The organism is Arthrobacter sp. 24S4-2 (assembly GCF_005280255.1).
GTDB lineage: Bacteria > Actinomycetota > Actinomycetes > Actinomycetales > Micrococcaceae > Arthrobacter.
Genome location: NZ_CP040018.1, coordinates 3,315,776 through 3,328,584, shown reverse-complemented (window position 1 = coordinate 3,328,584; position 12,809 = coordinate 3,315,776). Strand labels below are relative to the sequence as shown.

15 protein-coding genes and 1 riboswitch are annotated in these 12,809 nt (G+C 65.9%); of the genes, 9 read left to right on the top strand and 6 right to left on the bottom strand.

Annotated elements, in window-relative coordinates; translation table 11 throughout:
• Positions 1 to 147: 147 nt before the first annotated feature.
• Entirely contained in the window at positions 148 to 843 is a 696-nt protein-coding gene (locus FCN77_RS15425) for a maleylpyruvate isomerase family mycothiol-dependent enzyme (protein WP_137322979.1), read from the bottom strand.
• Positions 844 to 1,023: 180 nt separating this feature from the next.
• Here FCN77_RS15425 and FCN77_RS15420 point away from each other — a divergent pair, with 180 nt between their 5' ends.
• The 5 genes from FCN77_RS15420 (at position 1,024) to FCN77_RS15400 (ending at position 4,769) form a co-directional block, all read left to right on the top strand.
• On the top strand, positions 1,024 to 1,845 hold the full coding sequence (locus FCN77_RS15420) for an amino acid ABC transporter substrate-binding protein (protein WP_137324797.1): 822 nt from the start codon (positions 1,024 to 1,026) through the stop codon (positions 1,843 to 1,845).
• Between the two features lie 36 nt (positions 1,846 to 1,881).
• On the top strand, positions 1,882 to 2,547 hold the full coding sequence (locus FCN77_RS15415; RefSeq protein WP_175417274.1) for an amino acid ABC transporter permease: 666 nt from the start codon (positions 1,882 to 1,884) through the stop codon (positions 2,545 to 2,547).
• Positions 2,534 to 3,319: an amino acid ABC transporter ATP-binding protein gene (locus FCN77_RS15410; RefSeq protein WP_137322978.1), complete on the top strand. Its 786-nt coding sequence runs from the start codon at positions 2,534 to 2,536 to the stop codon at positions 3,317 to 3,319. The genes FCN77_RS15415 and FCN77_RS15410 overlap by 14 nt, the downstream gene beginning before the upstream one ends.
• Positions 3,320 to 3,390: 71 nt before the next feature.
• Entirely contained in the window at positions 3,391 to 3,948 is a 558-nt protein-coding gene (locus tag FCN77_RS15405; protein WP_137322977.1) for a dienelactone hydrolase family protein, read from the top strand.
• Between the two features lie 74 nt (positions 3,949 to 4,022).
• Positions 4,023 to 4,769 carry a CPBP family intramembrane metalloprotease gene (locus tag FCN77_RS15400; RefSeq protein ID WP_254679031.1) on the top strand — a complete coding sequence of 249 codons (747 nt, stop codon included), beginning with the start codon at positions 4,023 to 4,025 and terminating at the stop codon, positions 4,767 to 4,769.
• Here FCN77_RS15400 and FCN77_RS15395 read toward each other — a convergent pair.
• The gene (locus FCN77_RS15395) at positions 4,759 to 5,682 is read right to left on the bottom strand and encodes a ribonuclease Z (RefSeq protein WP_137322975.1); all 924 of its coding nucleotides are present in this window, start codon (positions 5,680 to 5,682) and stop codon (positions 4,759 to 4,761) included. The genes FCN77_RS15400 and FCN77_RS15395 overlap by 11 nt on opposite strands.
• A 207-nt stretch (positions 5,683 to 5,889) precedes the next feature.
• On the opposite strand from FCN77_RS15395, the gene FCN77_RS15390 reads away from it, so the two are divergent.
• Positions 5,890 to 6,393 carry a DNA alkylation repair protein gene (locus tag FCN77_RS15390; RefSeq protein WP_137322974.1) on the top strand — a complete coding sequence of 168 codons (504 nt, stop codon included), beginning with the start codon at positions 5,890 to 5,892 and terminating at the stop codon, positions 6,391 to 6,393.
• Here the strand turns inward: FCN77_RS15390 and FCN77_RS15385 are convergent.
• Both FCN77_RS15385 and FCN77_RS27750 read right to left on the bottom strand, forming a co-directional pair.
• The gene (locus FCN77_RS15385; protein WP_137322973.1) at positions 6,390 to 6,644 is read right to left on the bottom strand and encodes a hypothetical protein; all 255 of its coding nucleotides are present in this window, start codon (positions 6,642 to 6,644) and stop codon (positions 6,390 to 6,392) included. The genes FCN77_RS15390 and FCN77_RS15385 overlap by 4 nt on opposite strands.
• A 25-nt stretch (positions 6,645 to 6,669) precedes the next feature.
• A complete protein-coding gene (locus FCN77_RS27750) occupies positions 6,670 to 8,124 on the bottom strand; it encodes a polysaccharide deacetylase family protein (RefSeq protein WP_217496156.1) in 1,455 nt (484 codons plus the stop codon).
• A 266-nt stretch (positions 8,125 to 8,390) separates the two neighbouring features.
• Positions 8,391 to 8,589, top strand: a riboswitch (cyclic di-AMP (ydaO/yuaA leader).
• Between the two features lie 2 nt (positions 8,590 to 8,591).
• On the opposite strand from FCN77_RS27750, the gene FCN77_RS15375 reads away from it, so the two are divergent.
• Complete coding sequence (locus FCN77_RS15375; RefSeq protein ID WP_137322971.1) at positions 8,592 to 9,374, top strand: NlpC/P60 family protein; 783 nt, start codon at positions 8,592 to 8,594, stop codon at positions 9,372 to 9,374.
• A 232-nt stretch (positions 9,375 to 9,606) separates the two neighbouring features.
• Positions 9,607 to 10,281 (top strand): metal-dependent transcriptional regulator, encoded by a 675-nt coding sequence (locus FCN77_RS15370; RefSeq protein WP_137322970.1) that lies wholly within the window; start codon positions 9,607 to 9,609, stop codon positions 10,279 to 10,281.
• Between the two features lie 20 nt (positions 10,282 to 10,301).
• Here FCN77_RS15370 and FCN77_RS15365 read toward each other — a convergent pair whose 3' ends face one another.
• Complete coding sequence (locus FCN77_RS15365; RefSeq protein WP_137322969.1) at positions 10,302 to 10,907, bottom strand: hypothetical protein; 606 nt, start codon at positions 10,905 to 10,907, stop codon at positions 10,302 to 10,304.
• A 192-nt stretch (positions 10,908 to 11,099) separates the two neighbouring features.
• Here FCN77_RS15365 and FCN77_RS15360 point away from each other — a divergent pair, with 192 nt between their 5' ends.
• Positions 11,100 to 11,294 (top strand): DUF1918 domain-containing protein, encoded by a 195-nt coding sequence (locus FCN77_RS15360; protein WP_137322968.1) that lies wholly within the window; start codon positions 11,100 to 11,102, stop codon positions 11,292 to 11,294.
• A 17-nt stretch (positions 11,295 to 11,311) separates the two neighbouring features.
• Here FCN77_RS15360 and FCN77_RS15355 read toward each other — a convergent pair whose 3' ends face one another.
• Entirely contained in the window at positions 11,312 to 12,775 is a 1,464-nt protein-coding gene (locus tag FCN77_RS15355) for a DUF5129 domain-containing protein (protein WP_254678579.1), read from the bottom strand.
• Positions 12,776 to 12,809: the final 34 nt, after the last annotated feature.

Below are 12,809 nucleotides of genomic sequence, written 5' to 3'. Positions count from 1 at the left end.
AGCCCGGCGTTCTTTCGACCCCGGCCGAAGCGTCGGGGCGGGTGGGCCGGGGGCACGTCAGACCCTGAGCTTATCCAAGAACGTCCGGCACGTCAGCAGGGAAGTGGCGCAAGAGCCCGCGGGCTACGCCGGGCGTGAAGGTCCGGCTCACGGAGTGAGCGGACCCCGGAGCACGCGCAGGGCAAGGGCAGCGTCACCCTCGATGATCGCCGCGCCTTCGAGGCCGGACCGGCCCCACAGGCCGAGGTACATGTCGGGCAACGGCGCCGTGATAGATGCCGCAGCGGGTCCCGGCCCCACTATCCAGTTGCCTGCCCCGGGCACGTGGAAAGACACCGCCTGCTGCGGCTGCTGCATCCGCTCCAGCCGCAGCTGGCGCGGGGTGAACATTGCCAGAACCTCGTCAACGCCGTCCAGCATGAAGTCCGCTCCAAAGTCCGGCGCCGCCAGACCGGATGCCTGGCGGGCGTCGATGAGGTGGATTGCGTGTTCGTGCGCCTGGCGACGCAGCCAGAAACCGGCCGTGCGCGGCGGCGGTCCGAAGTTCCAGCACGGTGCCTGCGGGTCGAGGGCCGTCATCGTCTTGAGGAAGGCCGCCGAGCCATCGAGGAACCAGGCTGCTGCACCCGTGGCCGGAGGGGCCGGTTCGTCGACGTAGTTGCCGCCACGAACCACCGCGGCCGCCCAGCGTTCTATCGAACCGAGATGCCCGAACAGCTGGTCCAGTGTCCAGCCGGGGCAGGCCGGTATGGAACGGGACAGCACGTCGTCGTGCTGGCGGGCGAGCGCCGTGAGGCCTTCGAGGGCGCTGGCCAGCTCGGCAAGGTAGCGATCGGGCAACATGGCACGAGCCTAACGCGCCGGATCGGCAATGTGACGCACAGCCGCGACAAGCTGCAGGTCGCTCCGGACACGGAAGTGTGTTTGTTCTCGCCGGAGGGAGATCTTGCTATCGTCGGTAGTGGCCTGCCGGCATGCAGTGCAGCCGGCTGGACCCTTCCGGCTACAGGACGAAGGTTCATGATGAAGCGCGCACGTCTTTCCGCTATCGGTGTCATTGCAGCTGCAGCACTCGCCCTGGCCGGCTGCGGGTCCGGGTCCCCGGCGCCGTCGGGTTCGGCACCGGCCGGCGGCGCGGACACATCACTCAGTGACGTCAAGAGCGCAGGCCAACTCAAGATCGGCACGGAAGGCACTTACAAGCCCTTCTCGTTCCACGCCGACGGCAGCGGCGAACTGACCGGCTACGACGTCGAGATCGTCACCGCCGTCGCCGGCAAGCTCGGCGTCAAACCGGCCTTCCAGGAAACGCAGTTCGACGCCATCTTCGCCGGACTTGAAGCCAAGAGGTTCGACGTCGTCGCCAACCAGGTCTCAATCACCGACGAACGCAAGGCCAAGTACGAATTCTCGGAGCCGTACACGGTGAGCACCGGCGTCATTGTCACCAAGGCTGACGACAGCAGTGTCAGCTCCTTCGACAGCCTCAAGGGCAAGACCACCGCGCAATCGCTGACCAGCAACTGGTACAAGCTGGCTCAGCAAAGCGGCGCCAATGTGGAAGCGGTGGAAGGCTGGGCGCAGGCGGTAACGCTGCTCAAGCAGGGGCGCGTTGACGCAACGATCAACGACAAACTGACCTACCTTGACTACCAAAAGACCGAGAAGGACAGCGGAATCAAGATCGCCGCCGAGACCACGGACAAGTCGTTGAGTGCCTTCGCCTTCCGTAAAGGATCATCGAGCCTGGCCGAGGCAGTGAACAAGGCCCTCAGCGAGCTGCAGGCCGACGGCACCCTGACCAAGATTTCGCAGAAATACTTCGACGCCGACGTCACGAAGTAGCGGAGTGGACGCCTTGGGAGAACGCAGCGGCCGAGCATGACCATCAACTGGGAACTCGTTGGGAGCTCACTGGGGCCGATCGTGATGGGCGCCATTACCGGCACGATCCCGCTGGCACTGGCGTCGTTCGGCCTGGGCCTGTTGCTGGCCCTGTTGGTTGCCCTGATGCGGCTGAGCCGGAATCCCGTCTTCGCTGCCATTGCGCGGATGTACATTTCCGTCATCCGTGGCACACCGCTCCTGGTCCAGCTGTTCGTCATCTTCTACGGGCTTCCCTCGGTCGGGATCACCATCAGCCCCTGGCCCAGCGCCATCATTGCCTTCTCGCTCAATGTCGGCGGCTACGCCGCGGAAGTCATCCGGGCGGCCATCCTGTCCGTTCCCAAGGGACAGTGGGAAGCCGGACACACCATCGGCATGTCCCGCCGCCAGTCACTGGTAAGGATCATCCTGCCGCAGGCTGCCCGGGTCTCGGTCCCGCCCCTCTCGAACACCTTCATCAGCCTGGTCAAGGACACGTCGCTGGCCTCCCTGATCCTGGTCACAGAGCTCTTCCGCCAGGCCCAGCAGGTGGCGGCCTTCAGCCAGGAATTCATGCTGCTGTATCTTGAGGCGGCCGTCATCTACTGGATCATCTGCATGGTCCTCGCCGGCGGCCAGTCCGTCCTTGAGAAGAGATTGGACCGCTATGTCGCCCACTGAAGCTGTGCTCCCGGACGACTCCGCGCTGCTGGCCGTCAGCGAACTGCGGAAGGCCTTCGGCAGCCATGAAGTGCTGAAGTCCGTGGACATTAACGTCCGCCGGGGCGAAGTGGTGGCCCTGATCGGGCCGTCGGGGTCCGGCAAAACGACGGTCCTGCGGTGCCTCAACGGACTGGAAGTGCCCGACGCCGGCATTGTGGACTTTGTCGGTCAGCTCGCCGTCGACTTTTCCGCACCGGTGTCCAAGAAGCAGCTGTCAGCCCTGAGGGACCGCAGTGCCATGGTTTTCCAGCACTACAACCTCTTCCCGCACAAAACCGTCCTGGAGAACATCATCGAAGGCCCGGTCCAGGTGCAGAAACGCCCCAAGGCCGAAGCCATCGCCGAGGCCAGAGAGCTGCTGGCCCGCGTCGGGCTGTCCGCCAAGGAGAAGAGCTACCCGTTCGAGCTCTCCGGCGGGCAGCAGCAGCGCGTGGGCATCGTGCGTGCACTGGCCCTGCGTCCGCAGCTTCTGCTTTTTGACGAACCGACGTCGGCCTTGGACCCCGAACTGGTGGGCGACGTCCTGACGGTCATCAAGGAGCTGGCCGATGAAGGCTGGACCATGGTGGTGGTGACCCATGAGCTGGCGTTTGCCCGGCAGGTAGCCGACGAAGTCATCTTCATGGACGGCGGGGTCGTGGTCGAACGCGGCCACCCCGACACCGTGTTGCGTGACCCGCGCGAGGACCGCACCCGGCAGTTTGTGGACAGGCTGTTGAACCCTTTCTGAGGCATGGCCACACGGCCCTTGCCCGATGGTGGACCTCGGAGGAGGATATTCGGCAAGCGCAGGAGGTCCCCATGATCCAGCTTGGCAAGTACGAAAAGTACCTGATCGAGGAATTCTTCGACGATTACCGTGCCGGAACCATGAGCCAGCACACGTTCACCCGCCGGGTGGCCTTCATTACAGGCAGCATGACTGCAGCGGCGGCTGCGTACCTCGCCCGGCCGGAGGGTGGCGAAGCCGGACCAGCCGTGCTGGTCTGCCACGAGAACCGCGGGCTCACGCCGCATATCAAGGACGTCGCCCGCCGCTTCGCCAAAGCCGGCTATGCAGCCCTGGCACTGGCCGGGCTGAAGGCAACCTCGGCATTCTACGGACCCGCGCCGGACCTGGAGAAGGTTCCGGGCATCAAGGCCGCGGTCCTTGGCATCTACGCCGAACTGGACAACCGGATCACCGGCGCCCTGCCGGCCCTCCGGGACGCCCTGACCGCCACCGGGGTCCGCCACGAGCTCACCGTGTACCCCGGCGTCGACCATGCATTCCACAACGACACGGGCGACCGGTACAACGAGGCGCAAGCGACTGCCGCCTGGAACGACACGCTTTCGTGGTTCGGGAAGTACGTGTGAGTGTGAGCCCCTGGGCCCGAACCGGCGTCCGCAACGGGACGTCGCTGAAGCTCCTTCCTGCGGCGGCTGTGTCGATGTCGGGCTTTGTCCTGTTTGTCCTCGAGCAGGCCATCGCTGGCTATGGCCTGCTGGTGGTGGCGCTGGGGGCGGCGGGGCTTATCGACCAGGCGCTCCTGCGCGACCTGGGCCTCATCGCGGCCGGGCTTGTTGCGATCAGCCTAGTTCCGATCTCCACCGACATCAGCACAGAGCACATGTTCGTGATGGGGTCGGCCATGGTCCTGGCCGTGGGGATTCCCTACTCGGTTTCGCGATTTGTCTTCAAGGACCACGCGGTCAGGTTTCCGGTGCTGACCGGACACCGGTGGACGCGGACTGAGAAGTGGTATCTGGTGGCGGTGGTCATCATGGGTTACGCGCTGCTCCCTGGGTACATGGTCAATACCGCCGTTTACCGGAACTGGCCCGCGGTTTCGGACCCGGAAGGAATCTTCCGCCTCTTCCTGGGCACCAACGTACTGGGGATCTGGGACGAGCTGTTTTTCATCTGCACCATTTTCATACTCCTGCGCCGGCATCTGCCCGTTGCCCAGGCCAGCGTGCTGCAGGCAGTCCTATTCACCTCGTTCCTCTGGGAACTGGGCTTCCACGCCTGGGCGCCCGCGTTCATCTTTCCCTTCGCCCTCGTCCAGGCAATCATCTTCACGCGGACGAAATCCCTTTCCTACATCGTGTCCGTCCACCTGCTCTTCGACTTCGTGCTGTTCCTGGTGCTTCTCCACGCCCACAACCGGGACTGGTTCGACATCTTCATCTACTGAGGGCCGAAACGGCACCAGGTAAGGCCCCATCCCGGTTCCGCTTCGGCAGGGCAATCCTGTCCAGGTCCTCCGCTGCCACCACGGCCGCCGACCCGGCACGGTCCCGTGCCTGACCGGCGAGCACAGCGACGTCGCTGTAGCGTGAGGAGAAATGCGTGAGAACAAGCGTTCCGGCTCCGGCGGCGGACGCCAGGGTGCCCGCTTGCCCGGCGGTGAGGTGAAGGTACCGGGCGGCCAGGCCGGCGTCGTCATTGCTGAACGTTGACTCCGCCACGAGGACGTCCACGCCGTCGGCGAGCGCCTCGGCGCCGGTGCATGGCGCCGTATCCATGACGAAGGCGAAACTCTGCCCGCGCCGCGGAACGCTTACATCATCCAAACGGACACTTCCCAGCCTTCCCTCCTGCTGCAGCCGCGCAATGTCCGGCCCCGTGATCCCGGCGGCCGCGAGCCGGTCAGACAGGAGGGTGCGGCCGTCCGGCTCGACAAGCCGGTAGCCGTAGGTCTCGATCCGGTGCCGAAGGGGCCTTACCGCCAGGCCCGGTGCGATCAGCCCGGCAGAGCCGTGCGGGTGAAGCCGCAGGTCAAGGCCGGGGGAGGCGACGGAGACGAGAGCCCGGACCACCTCCCCGCCGGAAGCCGGAAAGTGCAGGTGCACCGGATGCGGCACCCCATCCAGCGCCATGCGCGACAGCACGCCGGGAAGACCGAAGCAGTGGTCGCCGTGGACATGCGTCAGGCAGATCCGCGTGATCCGGCTGGCGGCGGCGCGGGCGTGGATCATCTGCCGCTGCGTGCCCTCGCCGGGATCGAAGAGCAGGCCTTCACCGTCCCAAAGTAGCAGGTAGCCGTTGTGGTTCCGCTTCCTCGTCGGCACCTGTGAGGCGGTACCGAGGACAACCAATTCACGCATGCCCCAATCATCCCGCGGGATGGCCGTGGTCGCAGGTTGTTCCTCCGGGCAGGATCTCATGTCCCTGGATACACGTCACCGTGCGGATTCCTTCAGGGGCCGGTTTGTCCGCGGCGGCTTCTCGCTATCCGGTTAGGGCGCCCGCACCTGCGCTCGCCGGCAACGCACCTGCAGGTCGACCTTGCCCCGTTGGGACAGAATAGTCGGGTGACCGATGCCTGTGACTTCGTGGATGCCTCGCTGCAGCGCGAGGGATCGTGGCTGCGGGCGGAAGAGGCCCAGGCGCGGCTGGGCACCGGGCTCGAGTACTACGGCGCTTCTGTGGGGGCGGTGCGCGGGACCGTCCGGGACATGCTGCGCCGTCACCGGGACCTCGCCCATGATGACATCACTGCCCTCAGCACTGAGCTCTGGGCCGTGCCCGTCTTTGAGCGCCGCCTGGCTGCGGTGGTGCTGCTGCAGTCCCGCGTTGCCCTGCTCAGCAACTCCGACCTGACCCGGATCGAGGGCTTTGTGCGGGAGTCGGGGCTGGCTGAGCTGGTGCACCCGCTTGCCGTCGACGTCGTTGCCCCGCTGATCGCCGCCCTCGAAGGGCAGCCCCGGTTACGGGCGGAAGCTGTCCTGGACCGCTGGGCGCACGACCCCAACGCGTCGCTGCGGCGCGCTGCCTGGCTTTCGCGGCCGGACGGCCCGCGGCACCAGCGGCGCTAGCCGCCGGCCCGCCGTTCCACCACCGCGTACGCCTTGCCTTCCAGGAACGCCCAGTCGGTGACCACCATGAACCCGAGGGCACTGACGCGGTCATTGAGGACCAAATCGTCGAAGCCCCCGTCCCGCGGCTCGGCATCCCACGTTGCAACATGGAGCTCCCTGCCCTCAAGGATCAATAGTTCCGTATTGACGTCGAAATCCTCCTGCGGCTGATCGCTCAGCTGGCAAATGGCCACGCAGTAGTTCTTCATCTAGGGGTTCCGCTCCAGGGTGTTGTTACCGCGGAAAGGAGGTGTTGTAGCGGTACATGAAGGCCGCCATGGCGTCCCTGTTGACGGGCTGGACCGGGCGGAACGTCGTGGTGCCGTTGCTTTCGACCCAGCCGGTGGAGATGTTTGTTGACGCGAGCCAGTTGATCTCCTTGTAGAACTGGGTTTGTGGTGCCACATCCGTGAAGGGTGATGACCCCGGGGCGGTGTAAGCGGGGCTTCCGGCATAGCGGTACATGAACGCTGCCATTGCGTCCCTGTTCACGGGCTGCAGGGGCCGGTACGATCTGACGCCGTTCCCTTCGTCCCAGCCGGTGGAAATGCCCTGGGCGGCCAGCCAGGTGATTTCCTTGTAGAACTGCGTCTGCGGCGTCACATCGCGGAACGGGGAGACGGCCGGCGCTGTGAACGCGGGGCTCCCGGCGAGCCGGTACATAAAGGCCGCCATGGCATCACGGTTGACGGCCAGGACCGGACGGTAGGTGCGCGTACCGTTCGCCTCAAGCCATCCGGTGGAAATGCCCTGTGCCGAAAGCCAGCTGATCTCCGTGAAGAACTGTGCGTTGGCGGGAACATCGCCAAACGGGCTCGACGGCGACGGAGAGGGTGACGGCGACGGTGAGGGTGACGGCGACGGTGAGGGAGCCGGGGACTGGCCCAATGCCTGCGCCACTGTCCGGACCGACGTCGTCCCGTTTGCGGTCCGTGCGGCCAGCCAGGTGACGAACGAGTCGAAGAGAACGGGGGTGATGGACAGTGTCGGATCCGTGCCCACATTGATTTCATGGAAAGTCAGCTGCACCCATCCGCCGGTGGTCTCTGCATCCGTCACACGGGCCTGAAGATCCGCCAGTGTCCACGTGCTGTCCACCTGGTCCGGAGCCTTGGTGACCATCGGATTTGCCGGCGGCAGCGACTCCGCAACGGGGCATGCGGCGCAGCTGGCCGGCGAGCGCAGGTCGCCCAGTCCACGGGCACTGGCGAAGCCGCAGTCCCGGACGGCAGACTGGGCAGTCGCATTCTCTGCAGCGAACGGGTACGCAAAGTTGCTGACCTGGTAGCCCCAGCCTTCCAGCGTCGTCTTGCCGTTACAGACCTCGGCGCGCGCGGCGGCGGCGGTGAGCGTAGTCAGGTCCGGATGAGTGACGGTGTGACCGCCGATCTCGTTGCCGTCTGCGGCCAGCGTCTTCAGATTCGCCTGGGTAAGGAACCCCGACGCGTCTATGAAGGAGGTTGTGATGAAAAAAGTCCCCACCAGTCCGCGGGCTTTCAGCACCTGCGCGGCGGCGAACTGGCTGCCGATGCCGTCGTCGAAGGTGAGGCTCACGATCGTGGGCCCGGCAGCTTTCGATGGGACGGCGGCGACAGCAATGGCGCTGGCCGCGAGCAGAAGCACGCCCACCACGGCAGCCCAGCGCCGGCCGTGTTTGCGGTCAGGTGCAGGCTCCGGGGGGTCCGCCAAATGCCGTCCTTGGCTGCGGGCAGGGTGGGTGGACCAGCGCATGATTCCTCCAAGCGTGTAAGTCCCCCCGCAAGAACATGCACGTAGACTACGCCCCGCGGTGCCAATGCAAAACACTCCATTTGACAGGCGGAGAATCCAAGTACCAAACGCCTCACTACCTGCATTTCGGCCTGCGCCCGTCCGCTGGCGTTACCTGAATGTGACATCGCGTAGTCGCGCACGTACGGTGGAACGGTGCCTGTTATCTCCGATACGGGCGCTTCCGGGAGGACTGCCTAACCCTGCCGCCGACCGGGATCCGATCACAACCAGCCGGCAGGGACGGGGAAACCACTTTGATCCGTGCTTCGCGCGGGTCCACGGGGTGAAGCCGCACGATTTCCGCGCACGCGGGAGCCGCTGCGGCCGGGTGCCTCCCATCCGAATCCGACAGCTAACCTCGCAGGCATCGGGAGAGGTTCTTTATGTCTTCACGCAAATCGCCCGCCAACCATCAGTTGTCAGCCCCGGCGGGGCGCCCAGGATCCACTTTCGGTCGGGGAGCCACCCCCGGGTCAGGCCGGCGCAGGGTGGGCCGCCAGGCTGCGGTGATTGCCGCGGCGTCGGGTCTTGTCCTTTCCAGCGGGATGGCTGCGCAGGCCGCCGAAGCCCCCGCGGAACGCGATTCGGCTCCGGCTTCAGCACTTGATGCCAAGGCCCAGGTGGGTGCGCCGCTCAGTGCGGATTCCCACGTCCGGATCAGCTTCGAGCGGCCGGAAGTCACCTCCACTCCGGCACCCGTCGAGGAGTCCGCACCGGCACAAGCAACCGCGCCCGCCAACCCGGCAGTCTCCGTGCAGGCGGCTGCACCCGCGCCAGCTGCTCCGGCAGTCTCCGTCCAGGTGCAGGGGGCTGTGCCCGCCCCCGCGCCGGCTCCCGCTGCCGGCGGCGTCAATGCCGCCATGGTCTCGGCGGCGTATGCGCAGCTGGGCATCACGCAGGACTGCACCGCCATGGTGGAAAAGGCCCTGGGCGCAGCAGGAATTCCGGTGGGCGATCTGGGGCCGTCGCAGTTCTTGAACTACGGCAAGGTCGTCGGCGAACCTCAGCCGGGCGACCTGGTGGTGCAGTCCGGCCATGTGGGGATCTACATCGGTGACGGCCAGGTCATCAGCGGCGGCATGAACGGCTCCAACGCCACGGTGACGCACCCCCTGTCCTGGCTGACGGCCACAGGCGGCGTCACCTTCGTCCGCGCCGGAGCGTAGGCGTCCGCGCGGGAAACTTAGTGTCCTGGCCCCGTCCTGACCGACGGGCGGGAACCCGCGGCTGAAGGCCGGTGATCAGCTGCCTTGGGGGCGGCCGGTCACCGGCCTTTCGCGTTTCACCGGCCGGCGCCTCCGAAAGTTTTGTCGGCCTGCCGATCCCTGTCTATTCACCAATCCAACCTCATTGTTCGTTAGGCCTAACATGCGGCTTGGGCTTGCTACCGTGGATGTCATGCCGGTCTCCGATTTGTCCTCCGCTGCCCAGGACTACCTGAAGCTGATCTGGTCGGCCACGGAGTGGTCCGCCACCCCTATGACCGTCGGGGTGATGGCCGAGCGGCTGGGAGTCCGGCCGTCCACCGTTTCGGACGGAATCAAGAAGCTGGCGCGGCAGGGACTGGTAACGCACGCCCCGTACGGGAGCATCGAGCTGACTGAGGCGGGCCGTGAGCATGCCGTGGCCATGGTCCGCCGGCACAGGCTCCTGGAAACGTTTCTGGTGGAAGGTCTGGGCTATGGCTGGGATGAGGTCCACGATGAGGCTGAGATTCTGGAACACGCTGTTTCAGACAAGCTGATGGAGCGCCTGGACCAAAAGTTGGGGCACCCCACGCGGGATCCCCACGGTGACCCGATCCCTTCGCCTGACGGCAGGCCGCACCTGCCCGAAGGCACGCAGCTCTCCGCGGTTGCTGCCGGGGGCACTTTGGCCATCACCCGTATTTCCGATGCGGATCCGCAGATGCTGCGCTACTTCACTGAACTGGGCCTCGTGCCCGATACAAGGCTCACGGTCAGGGTGCACCGGCCCTATGCGGACGTGACCACCGTACGGCTGCTCGGACCGGCCCGCGACGTCGACCTGGGGCCATCCGCCTCGGATGCCATCTGGGTGGTGGCGGTCTAGCCCAAGGCCAGCACCGAATGTCAGGGTGGCGAGATCGAGATCTGGACGGTGCTTTCGCCCTGCGCGAATTTGATCCGGAGGACCGAATCCCGGGTGTCCGCCGGAACGGCAAACCTGACGTCGCCTGACTTGCTTGAATCGCCGCCGACCAGTTCGTTCAGGCCGGACTCGGGGGAAAGACTGATGCCGCCGGCATTCAGCCTGAACGTCGAATCCCAGAAGTTGAGGTCGTACCGGCCGTGGTTGGTGCACCGGACCGAGAAAGTCAGTGCCACCTTTCCGGCCACATCGGGACGGACCGAGGCGGCGAGGATTTCGTATTCCACGTCTGCGGACCGGTATTTCCGTTCCGCCGGGAGGCTTACGGTCCACCCCGAAGCGCCGCCTGGTCCCGAGGCGGGGCCGCTTGCTGGCGCCGGGCCACTTGGTTGGGAGGTGCCGCTTGGCGGGGCGGTGCTGTTTGGCGAGGGCTGTCCGCTCGCCGTGGCGGCGGGCCGCCCGCCGTCGAACACCCCGAGTTGCCCCAGGCCAAGCAGCAGCCCGGTCACCGCGGTGATCACCGCGGCGGCGGCGGTCAGCAAGCCGGGCAGCGTAGCCCACCAGTTCGCTGGTTTTTCGTCCGCCATAGCGGTGCCCCCTCGGTCCCGTGCCAAGGTCAAGATCAGTAATATCCCAATACTGCTGCCAAGCGGCCCCCAAGCGCCAGATGCGAGTGCCGCCGCGAAAACAACGCTCCCGGCCGGCACCAATTGTTCCTTCGCAACGGCCCTGTTATCGCCGCCCTGAGACTCGTACTCTGGTTCTTGGAGGTGATTGCCATGAAGGCAGCCCAGGGTGACCGGATCACGATCCGGGGCAAGACGGTCGAATCGTCGGACCGGCACGGACAGATCATTGAGGTCCACGGGGCCGACGGAGCGCCGCCGTATGTGGTGCGTTTCGACGACGGCCATGAAACCACCGTCATTCCCGGCGGGGATTTCATCGTTGACAGAATCCAGCCGCCGCACTGATCCGGTCCCTGGAACATCTAAAAGCCAGACGAACTCCCGGACCCGGAGAAGCTGCCGCCGCTGCTTCCGTATCCCGTTGTGCTGCCGTCTCCGCCGCGGGCGCTGCTGACGCTGCCCATACCCGTGTTGAAGCCGGCGTTGAAGGTGGGAACCGAGAAGAAGTAGTAGGACGGATAAACCGTGCCAAGGATGCTGGGCTCGTAGGCGCGGCCGTACTTGGCCTTGGTTCCGGCCTGTGCGTCCTCCATTTCGTTGCGCATCAGATTGGCTTCCCGCTCGTTCTTGGCGAAGCCCCCGATGACCGTATCCGCGTGATTCTTTAGCAGTTCGGATAGGTGCGTCCGGGCGTCCCGCAGCCGGTCCAGGGCTGTTTCGGGAGTGATTGAACCGTCGGCGAGTTCAGCCGACCACCGCTCAAGCTCCCGCTGGCTGTGGTCTCGGAAGGACCGAAGCGCCGCGGCCGTCGCGGAATCGCCTTCCGCGTGGCGCCGGCCGAGCATCTGTTCCAAGGCGGCCAGGTCACTGCGGAAGGGCGCCAGCTGCCGGTCCCACGCGGATGCCCACGCGGCTCCCCGGTTCAGGAGGGCGTTGGTGTCCGCAATGACGTCGTCCAGCGCGTCGAGCTCCGCGGAAGCGTCGGCGAAGCTTCGTATGAGCTTGAGGTTTGGCCGGCGGCTCATGGCCCGGGGAGCCAGTGCGTGCGCCCGGTTGGACAGGTCAGTGGCCGCGTTGTACTTGGCCAGGAAGGTGCGGTGCTTCTCCAGCACGGTACTGCCGTACCGCGAGGACTCCGGAATGGTGCCGGCGTTGAGCTCGGTGACCTGCAGATCCATGCTGACGTTGGCGTAGCTGGCGTCCGCGCGGGCGAGCGCCTTGCGGCTGGCCACCCGGGTCCTCCAGCGTACGATCAGCCACGCGGCGGCGCCCGCGACGGCAGCCGTACCGGCCGTCCAGACCGTGGAGAGGAATGCCGTCGACCGGTACCAGGGCTGGTTGATCAATTCTGCTCCGCGCCGGATTCCGGCAATTGTGCCGTCCGTCCACTGGGCGTCGCGCAGCAGGTCCTTCGAGGCGTTTTGGATGTCCTCGCGCTGCGCCGGGGACACCTTCCTGTCCTCGCCCATGTACGTCCCAACGTGCCGGCCGTCCGGGTCCAGGGCGAAGATGAAGAGCCCGTCCGCCCATTTCTGGCCGTCGCCGCTGATCCACTCAGGGTGTTCAGCCCGGGCAAAGCGAAGGACCTCCTCGTTGAGGTTGTCCCCCGGCGTGCCGCGATACGTGAAAACGGCAACCTTGGTGGGCTCGTAGAATTCGATGGCTTCCACCGCCGGGATCAGCTTGCTGCGGTCCAGCACTCCGGCGCCGTCTTCCACAACGACTTCCACCGGACGCTCCGCCCGGGCAGCAGCCGGACCACTGAGGAGGCCGATGAGGACTAGCGACGCGGCGGCCAGGGCCCTGCGCATGATTCCTTTTCCCATGAGGCAACGATTGTCTTCAGACGCGCTGATGGCA

Excerpts from the sequence above, each read along its gene's own strand:
- FCN77_RS15425 (WP_137322979.1), bottom strand. The coding sequence starts at position 843 with ATGTTGCCCGATCGCTACCTTGCCGAGCTGGCCAGCGCCCTCGAAGGC.
- FCN77_RS15420 (WP_137324797.1), top strand. The coding sequence starts at position 1,024 with ATGAAGCGCGCACGTCTTTCCGCTATCGGTGTCATTGCAGCTGCAGCA.
- FCN77_RS15415 (WP_175417274.1), top strand. The coding sequence starts at position 1,882 with ATGACCATCAACTGGGAACTCGTTGGGAGCTCACTGGGGCCGATCGTG.
- FCN77_RS15410 (WP_137322978.1), top strand. The coding sequence starts at position 2,534 with ATGTCGCCCACTGAAGCTGTGCTCCCGGACGACTCCGCGCTGCTGGCC.
- FCN77_RS15405 (WP_137322977.1), top strand. The coding sequence starts at position 3,391 with ATGATCCAGCTTGGCAAGTACGAAAAGTACCTGATCGAGGAATTCTTC.
- FCN77_RS15400 (WP_254679031.1), top strand. The coding sequence starts at position 4,023 with ATGTCGGGCTTTGTCCTGTTTGTCCTCGAGCAGGCCATCGCTGGCTAT.
- FCN77_RS15395 (WP_137322975.1), bottom strand. The coding sequence starts at position 5,682 with ATGCGTGAATTGGTTGTCCTCGGTACCGCCTCACAGGTGCCGACGAGG.
- FCN77_RS15385 (WP_137322973.1), bottom strand. The coding sequence starts at position 6,644 with ATGAAGAACTACTGCGTGGCCATTTGCCAGCTGAGCGATCAGCCGCAG.
- FCN77_RS15375 (WP_137322971.1), top strand. The coding sequence starts at position 8,592 with ATGTCTTCACGCAAATCGCCCGCCAACCATCAGTTGTCAGCCCCGGCG.
- FCN77_RS15370 (WP_137322970.1), top strand. The coding sequence starts at position 9,607 with ATGCCGGTCTCCGATTTGTCCTCCGCTGCCCAGGACTACCTGAAGCTG.
- FCN77_RS15365 (WP_137322969.1), bottom strand. The coding sequence starts at position 10,907 with ATGGCGGACGAAAAACCAGCGAACTGGTGGGCTACGCTGCCCGGCTTG.
- FCN77_RS15360 (WP_137322968.1), top strand. The coding sequence starts at position 11,100 with ATGAAGGCAGCCCAGGGTGACCGGATCACGATCCGGGGCAAGACGGTC.
- FCN77_RS15355 (WP_254678579.1), bottom strand. The coding sequence starts at position 12,775 with ATGGGAAAAGGAATCATGCGCAGGGCCCTGGCCGCCGCGTCGCTAGTC.